This is a genomic window from Gordonia zhaorongruii, assembly GCF_007559005.1.
GTDB lineage: Bacteria > Actinomycetota > Actinomycetes > Mycobacteriales > Mycobacteriaceae > Gordonia > Gordonia zhaorongruii.
This window is the reverse complement of record NZ_CP041763.1, coordinates 1692288-1707794: the sequence shown is the minus strand read 5'-3', so window position 1 is coordinate 1707794 and position 15507 is coordinate 1692288. Positions and strand designations below refer to the sequence as shown.

The 15507-nt window shown below is 65.5% G+C and carries 15 protein-coding genes; 8 read left to right on the top strand and 7 right to left on the bottom strand.

Annotated elements, in window-relative coordinates:
- The first annotated feature begins 145 nt into the window (after positions 1-145).
- Genes FO044_RS07930 through FO044_RS07915 form a run of 4 tightly spaced genes read left to right on the top strand, consistent with a single transcriptional unit; the run spans position 146 to position 2861 of the window.
- The gene (locus FO044_RS07930) at positions 146-886 is read left to right on the top strand and encodes a VOC family protein (RefSeq protein ID WP_132994206.1); all 741 of its coding nucleotides are present in this window, start codon (positions 146-148) and stop codon (positions 884-886) included.
- On the top strand, positions 883-1512 hold the full coding sequence (locus FO044_RS07925) for an LON peptidase substrate-binding domain-containing protein (RefSeq protein WP_132994207.1): 630 nt from the start codon (positions 883-885) through the stop codon (positions 1510-1512). The genes FO044_RS07930 and FO044_RS07925 overlap by 4 nt, the downstream gene beginning before the upstream one ends.
- 30 nt (positions 1513-1542) lie before the next feature.
- Positions 1543-2529 carry a pirin family protein gene (locus FO044_RS07920; protein ID WP_132994208.1) on the top strand — a complete coding sequence of 329 codons (987 nt, stop codon included), beginning with the start codon at positions 1543-1545 and terminating at the stop codon, positions 2527-2529.
- Complete coding sequence (locus tag FO044_RS07915) at positions 2526-2861, top strand: GNAT family N-acetyltransferase (RefSeq protein ID WP_132994209.1); 336 nt, start codon at positions 2526-2528, stop codon at positions 2859-2861. The genes FO044_RS07920 and FO044_RS07915 overlap by 4 nt, the downstream gene beginning before the upstream one ends.
- A gap of 30 nt (positions 2862-2891) precedes the next feature.
- Here FO044_RS07915 and FO044_RS07910 read toward each other — a convergent pair whose 3' ends face one another.
- Positions 2892-3353, bottom strand: a complete 462-nt coding sequence (locus FO044_RS07910) for a carboxymuconolactone decarboxylase family protein (RefSeq protein ID WP_132994210.1) — start codon at positions 3351-3353, stop codon at positions 2892-2894.
- 82 nt (positions 3354-3435) lie between these two features.
- Here FO044_RS07910 and FO044_RS07905 point away from each other — a divergent pair, with 82 nt between their 5' ends.
- On the top strand, positions 3436-4068 hold the full coding sequence (locus FO044_RS07905; protein WP_132994211.1) for a pyridoxamine 5'-phosphate oxidase family protein: 633 nt from the start codon (positions 3436-3438) through the stop codon (positions 4066-4068).
- Here FO044_RS07905 and FO044_RS07900 read toward each other — a convergent pair.
- From FO044_RS07900 to FO044_RS07890, 3 genes are all read right to left on the bottom strand, one after another.
- Entirely contained in the window at positions 4065-5345 is a 1281-nt protein-coding gene (locus tag FO044_RS07900; protein WP_132994212.1) for a flotillin family protein, read from the bottom strand. The two genes, FO044_RS07905 and FO044_RS07900, sit on opposite strands and share 4 nt — an antisense overlap.
- Entirely contained in the window at positions 5342-5878 is a 537-nt protein-coding gene (locus tag FO044_RS07895; protein WP_132994213.1) for a hypothetical protein, read from the bottom strand. Before FO044_RS07895 ends, FO044_RS07900 begins: the two co-directional genes overlap by 4 nt.
- A 69-nt stretch (positions 5879-5947) precedes the next feature.
- A complete protein-coding gene (locus FO044_RS07890; protein ID WP_132994214.1) occupies positions 5948-6571 on the bottom strand; it encodes a LysE family transporter in 624 nt (207 codons plus the stop codon).
- Positions 6572-6943: 372 nt separating this feature from the next.
- On the opposite strand from FO044_RS07890, the gene FO044_RS07885 reads away from it, so the two are divergent.
- Both FO044_RS07885 and FO044_RS07880 read left to right on the top strand, forming a co-directional pair.
- Positions 6944-9181 (top strand): NADP-dependent isocitrate dehydrogenase, encoded by a 2238-nt coding sequence (locus tag FO044_RS07885; protein ID WP_132994215.1) that lies wholly within the window; start codon positions 6944-6946, stop codon positions 9179-9181.
- A gap of 368 nt (positions 9182-9549) precedes the next feature.
- The gene (locus FO044_RS07880; protein WP_132994216.1) at positions 9550-10188 is read left to right on the top strand and encodes an LGFP repeat-containing protein; all 639 of its coding nucleotides are present in this window, start codon (positions 9550-9552) and stop codon (positions 10186-10188) included.
- A gap of 83 nt (positions 10189-10271) precedes the next feature.
- Here the strand turns inward: FO044_RS07880 and FO044_RS07875 are convergent, their stop codons facing one another.
- Positions 10272-11357, bottom strand: coding sequence for an alkene reductase (locus FO044_RS07875; RefSeq protein ID WP_132994217.1), 1086 nt, complete (start codon positions 11355-11357; stop codon positions 10272-10274).
- Between the two features lie 97 nt (positions 11358-11454).
- Between FO044_RS07875 and FO044_RS07870 the strand changes: the two genes are divergently transcribed.
- Positions 11455-12828 carry an NADP-dependent succinic semialdehyde dehydrogenase gene (locus FO044_RS07870; protein WP_132994218.1) on the top strand — a complete coding sequence of 458 codons (1374 nt, stop codon included), beginning with the start codon at positions 11455-11457 and terminating at the stop codon, positions 12826-12828.
- Here the strand turns inward: FO044_RS07870 and FO044_RS07865 are convergent.
- Positions 12825-14045 (bottom strand): glycoside hydrolase family 183 protein, encoded by a 1221-nt coding sequence (locus FO044_RS07865; RefSeq protein ID WP_342353730.1) that lies wholly within the window; start codon positions 14043-14045, stop codon positions 12825-12827. The two genes, FO044_RS07870 and FO044_RS07865, sit on opposite strands and share 4 nt — an antisense overlap.
- Before the next feature lie 137 nt (positions 14046-14182).
- Positions 14183-15439: an amidohydrolase gene (locus tag FO044_RS07860; RefSeq protein WP_235831551.1), complete on the bottom strand. Its 1257-nt coding sequence runs from the start codon at positions 15437-15439 to the stop codon at positions 14183-14185.
- Positions 15440-15507: the final 68 nt, after the last annotated feature.

Sequence of the window (15507 nt, the reverse complement as noted above, 5' to 3'; positions counted from 1 at the left end):
TCACTATGTTACTCACGAGTACACACGTCGTGGAGGGCCGTCGGCGGGCTCACGACGAACCTACTCGGTGACCCGCCGTATTCGGCACGGAAGTCGGCCGGCCGGAGCCGTCCTGGACGAGCCGGTCCTGTGCCACGATGACATTGTGAGCCAGGACGAGAGCACTCATCGAGATCGAGCGGCATCCGACCCGCTGGCCGCCTCGGACATCGGTTTCGGAATCCCCGTCGCCGATCGAGCGAAGGCGACCGACCTCTACCGGGCATTGCTCGGTGAACCGATCGCCACCGGGTTGTGGGCGGCGGCCAACGGCACCGTCACCCTCTTCGACGAGGGCGAGTCACCGGCGGTCGACTTCGTCGTCGCCGACCTCGACCGGTCGTTGACGCTGCTGAATCGCCGGGGCCTGCCAACGGTGGAGCGGTTGCCGGGCTCGTTCTCGGTCGACGGGACAGGCCCGCTCGGAGTGACGGCTCGGGTCAGTTCGGCACGCGACGCTGCCGCCATCGATCACGTCGTTCTCACCCACCCCGACGCCGAAGCCGCCGTGGCGCTGTACGGCGGCCGACTCGGCCTGGACCTCCGGCTGGTGAAGTCGCTGACCGATGACGTCTCCCAGTTGTTCTTCCGCACTCGGACGGCGATCGTCGAAGTGGTGGCGGGGCCGGCGATGGCGGAGCAGGACCGGTTCGGCGGTATCGCCTGGCGCGCGGACGACATCGACGCGGAGCGGCGCCGCCTCGTCGATGCCGGGCTGAACGTGAGCGAGGTGCGGTCCGGTCGAAAGACCGGCACCCGGGTCTGCACGGTGCGCGAACGGGACCTCGGTACCCCGACGCTCATCATCGAGCAGACGCTGCGTGCGCCGGGCGGCCGTCGAGCATGACCGCGATGTTCCCGCTCGGATCGGTACTCCTCCCGGGGGAGACGCTGCCGCTGCGGATATTCGAGCCGCGATACGCCGACCTGCTCGACGATGTCCTCGCCGGCGACCGCACGTTCGGCGTCGTACTCATCGAGCGCGGCTCCGAGGTCGGTGGCGGCGACGAGCGGGGAGTGGTCGGCACGCTGGCGCGGGTCGACGAGTCGACTGCGACCGGCCCGCGCCGGTACTCGGTGTCGTGCGTGGGCATCGAGCGGATCCGGGTGGAGGCATGGGATTCCGACGATCCGTACCCGCAGGCCCGCACCTGCTCGCTGCCCGATGCGCCGTCGCCGCCGATCGACTTGTCGGGTGTTCTCGCCAAACGGGCCCAGCTGCAACTGCTGTGCGGGCAGGGCGGTCGCATGGACCCGCAGCTGCGCTGGGTCGCATCGCAGCTCGCCCACCCGGTCGACTACACCGGACCTGATCCGACGGCGGACACCTTCCGGGCCGCGTCCGACCTTCCGCTGGGCGCCGCCGATCGGCAGCGCGTCCTCGAGGCGCCGGACGCGGCCGCACGCGTCGACGTCATCGACGCTGCCGTCGACGACCTGATCGCGGCACTGCGGTTTCGACTTCAAGTCTGAACGGACCACGAGAACGCCTAGTGTGGTGTCATGAGCAATCTCGACCCGCACCCTCAGGAAATCGATTGTTCCGGAGCCCCGTTCGCGGGAGTCGAAGTGGTCGAGCCCCGCGTGGTGCCGTTGGGCGGCATCCGTGCGCTGCTCGTCAAGCGGACGCTGCCCACGAGAGACCGGTCGATGATCGGTGCATGGTGCTTCGCTGACCACTACGGTCCCGAGCCTGTCGCCCAGAGCGGCGGAATGAACGTGATCCCGCACCCGCATACCGGATTGCAGACGGTGAGCTGGCTGTTCGAAGGCGAAGTCGAGCACATCGACAGCGCCGGGGTTCACGCCATGGTCCGACCCGGCGAGATCAACCTCATGTCGGCCGGTCACGGCATCAGCCATTCGGAGGTCTCGACTCCGAGCACGGATGTGCTGCACGGTCTGCAGTTGTGGGTGGTGCTGCCCGATGCGGTCCGCGACGACCAGCACGGATTCCAGCACCACGAGCCCGAGCCGGTGCCGCTGGCCGGCGTCGACGGTGAGTCGACCGGAACCGTTCGGGTCTTCGTAGGTGAGTTCGCGGGTGTCCGATCGCCCATCGTCACCGCGACCCCGATGCTCGGCGCCGAGTTGCTGCTGGATGCCGGCATGAGACTCGAGATCGCGGTCGATCCCGCATTCGAGCACGGCGTGCTGCTCGATACCGAGGAGCTGATCGTCGAGGGCGCGGACATCGGACGTTCGAGCCTCGCCTACGTCGGCCCCGGCCCCGAACGGCTGACATTGGAGAATCCGACCGGCGAACCGGCCCGCCTGATCCTGCTCGGCGGAGTCCCGTTCACCGAGGACGTGATCATGTGGTGGAACTTCATCGGCCGTACGCACGATGAGATCGTCGAGTACCGAGAGGAATGGGAGCGCCACTCCGAGCGTTTCGGCACAGTGGAGACGTGGGGTCCCGACGAGCGGATCCCGGCACCGCCGCTCCCCAACACCCGGCTGAAGCCGAGAAGGAGACCCGGACAATGACCGAGTCCGAGCAGACCGACGTCACACGCAACGACGCCGAGGGACGTTACGACATCACCGTCAACGGCGAACTCGCGGGATTCACGGAGTTCGTCGACAAGGGGCGGCAGCGCATCTTTCCGCACACTCAGCTGGACGATAAGTTCTCCGGTCGAGGATTGAGTTCGGTGCTGATTCGCGACGCGCTCGCCGACACGAGGGAGGTCGGCCAGCGAGCGGTCGCCGTCTGCCCGCTGGTGGCCCGGTACATCTCCAAGCACGACGAGGTCGCCGACCTCGCCGACCCGGTCACGCCCGAGATCCTGGACTTCCTGCGGTCGCGCCAGCCCTGACGTCGACGCGGGTGCAGCGCCGCGAATCCGTCAGCGTGGCCGCACGTTGTGGACGCTCATGATCGATACACGATTGAAGGCGTTCATGGCATTGGCTGCCCAGATGACGGTCGAGAGCTGGTCGGCGTCGAGGATGTCCGCGGCACGCTCGTACGCGCACTGCATGTCCTCGTGGCCGGGAAGCTCGGTCACCGCCTCGGTGAGATCGAGCGCCGCGCGCATCTGATCGTCGTAGATGAACGGCGCTTCCCGCCACGCCGGCAGCACCGCGAGCTGCTGCTCGGTGACTCCGGCCTTCACCGCGTCGTCGTGGTGAAGGCTGAGGCAGAACGCGCATCCGTTGATCTGCGAGCACCGCATGTTCACCAGCTCGATGACCTGGCGGGACAGACCCGCCTCCGCAGCCGCGTTCTTCACCTCGATCGACACGGCCACCAGCGCCTTGTAGATGGCGGGGTGCTGCTTATCTATCTTCACGCGTTGTGACGGCATGTCCTTACCGTAAGCGCTGGCTGGAGAGCGCGTCGGCACTGCACCGAAGACACACGGACAGCAGACCTGCCACTATCGAGAGATGAATCCTCGCGCCGACCGTGAACCGGAGAGCCTGCGATCACTGACTCGGAAGATCGACCGAGAGGGCGACCGTCAGCTGCTCGACGAGGTCTTGGACGACGCCCTCACCGCCACGCTGTCGACGGTGGTCGACGGGTGGCCGTGGTCGGTACCGCTGGTGTTCGCGCGCATCGGCGACGATGTGGTGGTGCACGGCTCGACCGGTGCAGGCTTGCTCCGACACGTCGACGCGGGAGCGCCGGTCACCCTGACCGCGTACGTAGTCGACGGCCTCGTCGTAGCGAACACGCTGATGGATCACTCGGCGAACTACCGTGCCGCGGTTGTGCGCGGTGTCCTGCAGCCAGTGGACGACGAAGAAGCCGCACTCCGAGCGCTGACCGACCGGATCATCCCCGGGCGGTCGGCGGAGACTCCGCCGATGGCGGCTAAGGACATCGCTGCCACCCGCACGCTGCGCCTGGCCATCACCGACGGCATGTGGATCGCCAAAGCTCGCACGGGAGGAGTGGGTGCCGACACCGATGACTGGACGGGTGTGGTGCCGATGCGCACGGTCTTCGACGCACCGGTGACGGAGTCGGGGACGGCCGTCCCCGACTCCGTGCGCCGTCTGGCAGCGGGGGACTAGCTCCGCTGCTCCGGAACCGAGACCGCCGTGGTCGTCGAGTCGTCGTCCGACTCGCCGAGATTCGTCAGCATGCTCGCGACATCGATGCCGGTCGTGCTCCGGATGACCTCGAGTGTGCTCGCGACACCGGTGCCTGCGCTGCGGGTCAGCGGGCTCACCGAGTCGCCCACGAGCGTGATGTTGGATTCGGACAGCGGCTCGGATGCTGCGCTGACGATGTCGGGCAGTTTGCCGAGCACCAGTTCGAGCTGGCCCACGTTGTCGAGCTTGCCCAGTGCGGCGGCGCGCTTCTCGAGAGCCTCCGCCTCTGCCTCGCCCTTGATGCGGATGCTCTCGGCCTGCGCCTCGGCCTCGGCGGTGATCTCCGCCTTGCGCGCCTCGGCGCGCTGCTGAGCGGCGAACAGTTCGGCCTCCGCTGGACGGCGAACCTCGGCGTCGAGTTCGGTGTCACGCAGACGTGCGTTCTGCTCGGCGACCTCATTGTCCTTCTCCACCTGGATCCGCAGGCGCTCGGCCTCGACCAATGGGCGAACGGCATCGGCCTCGGCGCTCGCACGGTCGGTTGCCTCACGTGCCGCCTCCCGTTGGATGTCGAGTTCCCTCTGCTGCGCGATGATCGCCTGCTCGTTCGCGATGCGGCTCTCCTCGGCGACACGGTGTGCTTCGGCACGCGACTGGGCGGCGATCGCAGCCTGATCCGAACGCTCCTTGGCCGCCAGGTCGCTGAAGTACTGTCCGTCGGAGTCCTGGACGTCGTTGATGGAGAAGCTGTCGAGCAGCAGACCCTGGTTTCCGAGGATGTCCTTGATCGACTGTGCGACCTGGTCGACCAGCTGCTGGCGGTCGACGAGAATGCTCTTGGCGGTCATGGTGCCGACGATCGAGCGGAGCTCGCCCGACAACTGCTCGGTGACCAGCATCTTCACTCTGTTCAGGTCGTCGCCGAAACGCGGTCCCGCCTTGAGGATGTCGTCGGGGGTATCGCCGACCTTCACCACGGCGACGCCGCGGACCTTGAGTTCGATGCCGTCGTTCGCCGGTGTCGACGTGTCCAGATCGGCCTTGATGGACGACAACTGAACTCGGGTGGCACGCTGCACGACGGGCAGGACGAACGTCCCGGTACCTCGGTACACCTTGCCCTGGTGTCCCTTGCCGGTGCCGGTGACGATGAACGCCTCTTCGGCTCCGGGGACGCGGTATCGCGAGAGCAACAGTAGAACGATGATGACGACAAGGATCGCCACGACTGCGACGGCCGTGATGATGGTGGTCATTGGGGATTGCGCCCTTCTTGGTGGGTGGTCTCGTCGAAGGTGATCGACGAGACGTGGAAACCGTCGTGATCGGCGATTCGTTGGATGATGACCGCGCGGTCATTGTGGGCGAGCGTCTCGTCGGAGGTGACGGTGACGTGACGGGAGCCGATCGGTGTGTGAACTTCGGCAGTGCCGAGCCGCCCGTCCGAGACCGGTTCGACGATCCGAACGGTGGCTCCGATCAGGTCGTACGACGGGAGTTCCTCCTCGGATCCGACGAGATAGCCGAGGACGGCCACCGCAACCAGGCCCAGGACGATGCCGGCCGCCAATCCGGCGAGCAGTGCCACGAAGACGCCGGTGTCCCCGAAGACCATGAGTCCGCCGGCGAGCAGTCCGAAGCCGGTGACGAACGGGGTGGTGACGGACATCAGTCCGATGCCCGAGTCGCCGAACTCGACGTCGAAGTCACCGAACTCGAATCCGACCAGCGAGAGGACGGTCAGCAGAAGACCGACCAATCCGATTGCCAGCAAGATGATTCCGAGCATCGGCACCCCAGTCCGTGTTGCGCTTCGCGTGTCTCCATCCTCTCACAAGGTGAAAGTGCCGCGTTTCGGTCACATGAGGGCGAGCATGATCCCGACACCGATGAAGAGCAGGCCGAACAGCACGTTCAAGCGCCGCCGCGCACGCGGGGTGGAGGTGATGCGCGCGAAGGCGTGGCCGAGAAGCGCGAAGAACAACGACATGACGAGCACATCCACCACGACCACCGTGACCCCGATGACGGCGTACTGAACGAGGAAATCGCGGTCCGGAGCGACGAACCCCGGAATGAACGCGAGGAGGAAGACGATGGCCTTCGGGTTCAGCAGATTCACCCAGACTCCGCGGGCGACGATCGAGGACGCCGATTCGTCGGCGCTCGCTGGGGCGGCACCGCCGTCCTCCTGGGCCGAGTCGGCGAGTATCTGCCGGAAGCCGAGATAGGCGAGGTAGGCGGCGCCGGTGTAGCGCACCACGTCGAACGCGACAGGCGAGCGGGCGATGACCACTCCGAGGCCTGCGGCCACGATCGCGAGCTGAACGAGAAGTGCGGCCTGCTGGCCGAGGATCCCCCAGAGCGATCGCCGATAACCGATGGTGAGTGCGTTGTTCATCGTGTTGATAGCTCCCGCCCCGGGGGTGAAGCTGATCAGGATGCAGGCGCCGAGGAGAGCGAACCAGGTGGACGTGCTCACGTGGATCCGGTGTCCGAGTCGGAATCCTGGCCGAGCGTGAAGCGACGCTCGGATGAGGCTGGTGCGGCGATCACTCGGTCCAGCCTAGTGTCGCGGCCCGGACATCGGATCGGCCGCACTGCCGGAACGGGTTGGGACTAATCTAGAGGTGTTGCTCGCCGGCGACGGGTCGAATCGACGACGCTCGTCCGTGCGCGCACCGGAACGATCTGTATCCCGCGCCGGACCCGCAACCCGGGTCAGCGACGCGACGCCTGTGCGGTAGCTCGCATTCTGTGCGTCTGGTCGCACTGAGTCACAATCAGCGGGAGAATGGATCCGATACCTATAACGAGTTCCACAAGAACGCCGAACAGGAAGAGGCTGTTACATATGACCTCGCAGAAGCAGACGATCATCTACACGCTGACCGACGAGGCGCCGCGCCTCGCCACCTCGGCGTTTCTGCCTATCATCAGGACTTTCTCCGAGCCCGTCGGGATCGATGTCGATACCAGTGACATCTCGGTCGGCGCGCGCATCCTGGCTACGTTTCCCGATTATCTGACCGAGGAGCAGCGCCTTCCCGACAATCTCGCGGAGTTGGGCCGGCTGACCGGCGAAGCCGACACCAACATCATCAAGCTCCCCAACATCAGCGCCTCGGTCCCGCAGCTGCTGGCCGCGATCACCGAGTTGCAGGACGACGGATACGCGATCCCCGATTTCCCGCAGACGCCGAAGACCGACGAGGAGCGCGAGATCCGTGAGCGGTACTCCACCTGTCTCGGCAGCGCAGTGAACCCGGTTCTGCGTCAAGGAAACTCGGATCGTCGCGCACCCAAGGCGGTCAAGGAGTACGCACGAAACAATCCGCACAGCATGGGCGCGTGGTCGATGGCTTCGCGATCGCACGTGGCGCACATGAGGCACGGCGACTTCTACCACGGTGAGAAGTCGATGACGGTCGACCGCAAGTGCGATGCGCGTATGGAGGTCGTGACGAACAGCGGCAAGACCGTGGTGCTGAAGGAGAAGGTTGCGGTCGACGAGGGCGACGTCATCGACAGCATGTTCATGAGCAAGAAGGCGCTGCTCGACTTCTACGAGGAGCAACTCGAGGATGCCCGTAAGACCGGTGTCATGTTCTCGCTGCACGTGAAGGCGACGATGATGAAGGTCTCGCACCCGATCGTCTTCGGTCACGCGGTGAAGGTCTTCTACAAGGAGGCGTTCGCCAAGCACGCGGACCTCTTCGACGAGCTCGGTGTGAACGTCAACAACGGCCTCGTCGACCTCTACGACAAGATCGAGACCCTGCCGGCGTCCAAGCGCGAAGAGATCGTTCAGGACATGCATCGCTGCCACGAGGATCGGCCCGAGCTGGCCATGGTCGACTCGGCGCAGGGCATCTCGAACTTCCACTCGCCGAGCGACGTCATCGTCGACGCTTCGATGCCGGCGATGATCCGCGCAGGCGGCAAGATGTACGGCGCGGACGGGCGGCAGAAGGACACCAAGGCCGTGATGCCGGAGTCGACGTTCGCCCGCATCTACCAGGAGATCATCAACTTCTGCAAGACCAACGGCCAGTTCGATCCGGTCACCATGGGCACCGTTCCGAACGTCGGTCTGATGGCGCAGAAGGCGGAGGAGTACGGCTCGCACGACAAGACATTCGAGGTCCCCGAAGACGGCGTCGCGAACATCGTCGATGCATCGACCGGAGAGGTGCTGCTCGCGCAGAACGTGGAGCAGGGCGACATCTGGCGCATGTGCACCGTCAAGGACGCGCCGATCCGGGACTGGGTGGCGCTCGCCGTCGCGCGGGCCCGCGAATCGGGGATGCCCGCGCTGTTCTGGCTCGATCCCTACCGTCCGCACGAGAACGAGCTCATCGGGAAGGTCAAGGCCTACCTGAAGGATCACGACACCGAGGGCTTGGACATTCAGATCATGTCGCAGGTCCGGGCCATGCGATACACGCTCGAGCGCCTGATCCGCGGCCTCGACACCATCGCGGTCACCGGCAACATCCTGCGTGACTACCTCACGGACCTCTTTCCGATCCTGGAACTGGGGACCAGCGCCAAGATGCTGTCGATCGTGCCGCTGATGGCCGGCGGAGGTCTGTACGAGACCGGTGCAGGCGGTTCCGCGCCGAAACACGTCAAGCAGCTCGTCGAGGAGAATCACCTCCGTTGGGATTCCCTCGGTGAGTTCCTGGCACTGTCCGTCAGTCTCGACGACCTGGGCCGCAAGAACGAGAACCCGAAGGCGAGTCTGCTCGGGGTGGCGCTCGACAAGGCGACCGGCAGGCTGCTGGAGAACCGGAAGTCGCCGTCGCGTTCGACCGGCGAGCTGGACAATCGCGGAAGCCAGTACTACCTGGCGCTGTACTGGGCGCAGGAGCTGGCCGCTCAGACCGAGGATGCCGACCTCGCCGCCTACTTCGCGCCGCTCGCGGAGAAGCTCGCAGCGCAGGAGGAGACGATCGTCGGTGAGCTGCGAGACGCACAGGGCCACGCCGTCGACATCGGCGGCTACTACCTTGCCGACCCGGAGAAACTGGCGGCGGCGATGCGTCCCAGCGCGACTCTGAACGAGACGCTGGCCGGCGCAGGCAACTGACACCCGAGCGGCGTCCGTCCGGCTGATCTCTCAGCTCGGGTAACCGTTGTGGTTGCGTTCGTATTCCGCAGACTCTTCGTGTTGCGACGAGTTGGCGCACCCTGGTTAGTCGGGTTGAGTACAGAGGAGCGCTCACGAAACGCCGAAGCGGGAAGTCTCAGATTGGTATCGATAAAGGATGGCGGAATGTGCGGTGTGTCCTGCAGTTATCAGTGCTGAGGCTTTCAGCGAAGGGCTGATTACCCAGGAATCGGTATGGACTCAATACAGGGCTGGGCTGACGGAGCGCAGAATGTTCGATACGCTCCCAAGCGGGTCGATGCTCCGCATTGCTCATTGAGAGGTACTTCGGAAACCGAAAGGAAATCATGAGGCAGACCATGCGCCGGGCAGCCGGTGTGACTGCAGCATTGGCAGTTACCACTCTGGTGGCCGCTGGATGCAGTGACGACACTGTGGACAAGGCGAAAGACGCTGCAGGCTCGGCGGCGAACTCAGCTTCGCAGGCCGTTGATCCGAACGCATCGGAAGGTGCAGGCGGTAAGGAAGGCCAGGAGAACGCAGGCAAGGACGTCGAACTCGACGCTGCCGACGGCTCCAAGGTGAAGCTCACCGGTTCGATCGCAGAGAAGTTCAACACCGCCACCGAGAAGCAGAAGACGGATCTCGGTGCTCCGCTGACGGGCCCGGAGGCCTCCGGCAAGAGCGAGAGCGGCGTTACCTTCCAGCAGTTCGACGGTGGCGTCATCAGCGCGAAGGCCGATGGTCCCGCATACATCACCTGGGGCAAGATCCGCGACGCGTGGAACGTGAAGCGCGACGACAGCGGTAAGCCCGCCGAAGACGGCAAGGGCGGCTCGGACGGGCCGCTCGGCGCTCCCACGAGTGATGAGACCGAAGAAGGCACAATGAAGAAGTCGACCTTCGAGAACGGTGAGATCACCTGGGACTCGAAGGGCGATAAGACCGAGGTCAAGGTCAAGGACGAAGTCGTCCCCGCCGAGTGATTCTCTGAATCGAAGAGATCGCCCCTCCTGATGACAGGAGGGGCGATCTTTTTATTCGGAGGTGCGCGCCGCTGCTGATTCTTTCAGGCTTGCGCAATACGTTCGGCCGCCGGGTAGTCGGTGTACCCGTGAGCGCCGCCCCGGTAGAACGTGGAAGGCTCGGGATCATTGAGGGAGAGCCCGTGTTCCCATCGCTGGGCCAGGTCGGGATTGGCGATCAGCATTCGGCCCACCGCGACGGCATCCGCGATGCCGCTCTCGACGACTGCAGTCGCGTCTTCGCGCTGGGTCACCTCGCCGAAACCGGTGTTGAAGACGAGGGGAGCGGGTGACTTCTCCCGAATGAGGCGGGTGATGGCGCTCTGCGGTTCTTTGTGCAGCAGCGAAATGTACGCCAGCGGCAGGTCGGCGATGTCGTCCAGAAGACGTCCGTAAGTGGCGAGGACGTCCGCCTCATCGTCTTCGACGGTTCCCTGCACGTTGTGCTCGGGGGAGATGCGCACTGCAGTGCGATCGGCGCCGACCTCATCGGCGACGGCCCGGATCACCTCGGTGAGGAGTCGAGCCCGGTTCTCCGGTGATCCGCCGTAGAGGTCGGTGCGGTGATTGGAGGTCGGTGCGAGGAACTCATGGAGGATGTAGCCGTTTGCGCCGTGGATCTCCACGCCGTCCAGACCGGCGTCGACAGCCCGGCGCGCGCCCTCGACGAACTCGCTCACGATACGGGGAATCTCATCCGTGCCCAGCGCGCGGGGGACCGGCGCATCGAAGGTGCCGTCGAATGTGTGGACTCGCGTGCCCGAGGCGATAGCGCTCGGAGCTTCTGGCACCACGCCACGCGTCAGTGATTGATGGGACATCCGGCCGCCGTTCATGATCTGCATGAAGATGCGGCCTCCGCGGTCGTGGACCTCGTCGGCGACACGACGCCAGCCGTCCTGCTGCGCCTGGTCGGCGATGCCGGCCTGGCCGGGGAACGCACGATTGGTGAACGCGGGGAAGGTGCCTTCGGTGACGACCAGGCCTGCAGAGGCGCGTTGTGCGTAGTACTCGACGTGAAGGTCCGTCGGAACGCCGTCCTCCTCGGCGCGCTGGCGGGTCAGTGCCGCCATCGTGACGCGGTTGGGAAGGGTCAGACGACCGATGATCAGGGGTTCGAACAAGCTCATGGTGGCCACAACGATGCGGCTACCCGCCGGTATTCCCGGAACAGCCTGCGGTCTGACGCGAGTAGGCTCGCGGACGACAGCCAGGAGAGGACAGTCCATGCCCATCGCATCGATCAATCCGGCCTCCGGGGAAACCGTCCGCATCTTCGACGAGGCGAGCCCGGAACACATCGACAATGCGCTGAATGCTGCGCTCGAACGTGCCCGAGCGCAGCGGACGACGAGTTTCGCCCAGCGCGCCGAATGGGCCAGGAACACGGCCGACCTGCTCGACGACGAGGTCGGTACGACTGCGGCGATGATGACCCAGGAGATGGGGAAGACCCTGAAGTCGGCCCGCGCCGAAGTCGGCAAGTGCGCCAAGGCATTCCGGTACTACGCGGATAATGCAGAGCAGATGCTGTCGGATGATCCGAAAGACATCGAAGCGGTGGGTGCTTCGCGTGCGTACACGCGCCACCAGCCACTCGGCGTGATCCTCGCAGTGATGCCGTGGAACTTTCCGCTGTGGCAGGCGGTGCGGTTCGCCGCGCCTGCACTGATGGCAGGCAATGTCGGAGTTCTCAAGCACGCCTCCAACGTGCCGCAGACTGCGCTCTATCTAGCCGACGTGATCGCTCGTGGCGGCTTCCCCGAGGGGAGCTTTCAGACGCTGCTGATCGGTTCCGGAGCGGTCGACGCGATCGTCCGCGATAAGCGGATCGCCGCAGTCACGCTCACCGGCAGTGAGCCTGCCGGCCGGGCAGTCGGAGCAGCCGCTTCGGATGAGGTCAAGCCGTCGGTGCTCGAACTCGGTGGCAGCGACCCGTTCGTCGTCATGCCCTCGGCCGACGTGCAGGAGGCGGCGAAGGTCGCGGTCACCGCACGCGTTCAGAACAACGGGCAGTCGTGCATCGCGGCGAAGCGGTTCATCGTGCACACCGACGTCTACGACGAGTTCACCGACGCCTTCGTCGCCGGTTTCGAAGCGTTGACGGTGGGCGATCCGATGGATGCCGATACCGACGTCGGGCCCCTGGCGTCCGAGCAGGGACGAGCCGACCTGGAGAAGCAGGTGGAGGCAGCGGTCGCTGACGGTGCCGAGATCCTCACCGGCGGTGGCCGTCCCGACCGCGCGGGCTGGTTCTTCGAGCCGACGGTGATCGCCGGGATCAGTGAGACGTCCAGCCTGTACCGCGAGGAGGTGTTCGGTCCGGTGGCATCACTGTACCGAGCGGGCGATATCGACGACGCGATCCGGATCGCCAACGACACCGACTTCGGACTCGGCTCCAACGCGTGGACCGCCGACGATGCCGAACAGGAGCGGTTCATCAACGAACTCGAGGCAGGCCAGGTCTTCATCAACGGCATGACGGTCTCGTATCCCGAGCTGCCGTTCGGCGGAATCCGCCGGTCCGGCTACGGGCGCGAGTTGGCGCAGAACGGCATCCTCGAGTTCTGCAACATCAAGACCGTGTGGGTGGGTTAGGGACGTCCCGTCCCGGAATCGAGCGCGCTGCGGAGCCGTTCCAGCGCGGCACGAGCATCCGAAACCTCCTGTGTCACGGAGGGATCCGCAGAACCGGCATCGAGGGCAGCGACCCAATGGGGAAGTCGTTGCGCCAAGACCGCATCGGTGGACGCCGTACCGGGAGAGCTCAGCGTCGTGGCGAACTGCATCACGCGGTACGGCCAGTGAGTCGTGGTGTTCCACTGCGAGACCGACAGCCCGATCCCGTTCGGAACGTCCAGTCGTGAGCCGGGAACGATGTAGCCGCCGTACGCCTGGGCAACCACCCCGGACGGGTGGTCCTCGTTCGACCAGTCGCCGGCTTGCGTGATCGGCGTGGCTTTAGTGCGCCGCTGAACGTCGTCGAGAGGGCTGTCGAGGACACGGTAGGAGAGTCCACGGTCGGAGATGCAGTATCCGCCGAGTACCCAGCCGACGCGTCCACCGTCGGACAGACGTCGAAACGTAGTCTCGCGCCACAGTTCGCCGTCGGGCGTGATGACCGTGGGTTCGTTGCCCCATGCCCACGTTCCGTCGCGGAATCCCCAGCCGAAGTAGGCATCCCGATTCCCGATGTCGGAGGGGCGAACCGCGCGCAGGATCATTCCCGAGCCGGACTGGAACGCCGTGGAGATCACGTACACCCATCCGTCGTCCGGGTTGAAATCCCACGCCCAGGATTGGGCGAGTCCGTGGTGGAGGTCGGCCGCGAACGTGGCGTCCGGACCCATGTGCCCCCAGGTGACCCCGTTGTCCTCCGATCGCCAGATCTCCGTCCACTGCACTGTGGGGAACCCTTTGATCACCATCACGTGCAGGTACAGGTCATCGCCGACACGGAGGATGTCGCTCGGGATCACCGTCGAGAAGCCGCCGTTGCGCCAGGGAGGAGAATCGTGAATGTACGGCCACAGTTGGCGTGCGTAGTCCGGGTCCGGGCCTCCGGCGTGCTTCCACTGGACGCGGCCCGCGGAGTCCCGCTCGCCGACGAGGATGACCGGCGATCGCCAGTCTGCTGATCCGGCCCGTGGTTCCCGGTAGGTATCCCCGAACACGGCGACAATGTCGCCGTTGGGAGCCTCGACCATGGTTCCGAGATCGGCCGCGCCCACCCCGAACCGGGTCGACAGGTGGGGGCCGGTCAGGTCACCGACCTTCACTCCGCCGCTGTCGGGTTGGTCGCGGCGCTTCCACATCATCGAACTCCTGTCACAGGTCAGGTACGTCGATTCGAGCTGCTGATGCCCACGCTACGTAAACGAGATCTGTCGCGGATCCGTTCTGCGAAGGCAGTTGTGCAGTCGGCGTCGAACTACTTCGGCAGCGTCGTCGGTTACAGATAAGCCAGCGCCGCGACGACGAGAGCCTGCGTTCCGGTATCGAGGGTGGGCTGAATGACCGGCGCGAATGTCGCGGAGTGATTCACCGGGATATCGTCCGACACCCGGCCGGCCGCCTCGGCGGAACGGTACGTGTCGGGGTCGGCACCACCGATTCCCCAGTAGGTGTAGGGAACGCCGAGAGCATCGGGGATATCGCTGAAGTCCTCGCTGGCGGTCTGCAGGGGAAGCGTCTCGCTGCACTCTCCGAAGTGTCTGTGGAATGCGTCGGCGACGCGCTCGGTGACGTCCTCGTCGTTGACGGTGGCCGGAAAGCGGTCGTACAGCTCGAATTCCGGCTCCCTCGGCGAACCCGAGGCCTGGCACTCGGCCTGGACGATCCGCTTCACGGCGTTGAGGACGGTGTCACGGCTGTCGGCACTGTACGTGCGGACATTGAGTTCGAGGACCGCGTGGTCGGGGATGATGTTGCTCTTGCTTCCCGCAGTGACGCTGCCGACCGTCAGCACAGCAGGTTCGGCGGGAGCGAGCTCGCGGGAGACGACAGTCTGCAGACGGATCACGATCATCGACGCAAGGACGACGGGATCGATGGTGGCCTGGGGCATGGATCCGTGCCCTCCGCGTCCGTGGACGGTGATCCGCATGCTGTCCGCAGCTGACAGTGCCGAACCCGGCCTGGTTCCCACGATGCCGGCCGGGAAGGGCAGTACGTGCTGAGCCAAGGCCACGTCGACGTCGCCGATCAGATCGGTCAACCTGTCGTCGAGCATGGTGCGAGCGCCGTCGCCGGTCTCCTCCGCCGGTTGGAAGAGGAGCACCGCCGTGCCGGTCCAATGATCGGTGGCGTCGGACAGCAACTGAGCTGCACCGAGCAGACAGGTGACGTGCACGTCGTGGCCGCAGGCGTGCATCACCGGGACTTCGCTGCCGTCCGCATCGGTCGTCGTCGCCGTGCTGGCATAGGGGAGTCCCGTTGCCTCGCGAACCGGCAACGCGTCCATATCGGCCCGCAGGAGCACGGTGGGACCGTCGCCGTTGCGGAGCACCCCGACGATGCCTGCGCCGCCGATGCCGTCGTGGATGTCGAACGACGTGTCGGCGAGTCGCTCCGCCACCTGGGTTGCGGTGCGATGCTCCTGATGCGACAACTCCGGATGCTGATGGAGGTGCCGGTAGAAATCCTCCTGCCACCCGCGGGTCCCGGCCAGCCCGTCCAGCACAGTCTTCAGATCAGATTCCGTCGCCATCCGCCCGCTCCTTCTCGAATGCGTTCTTGCGGTTCCCTGTCGCCATCGAGTCTGCCACCGAATCCGGC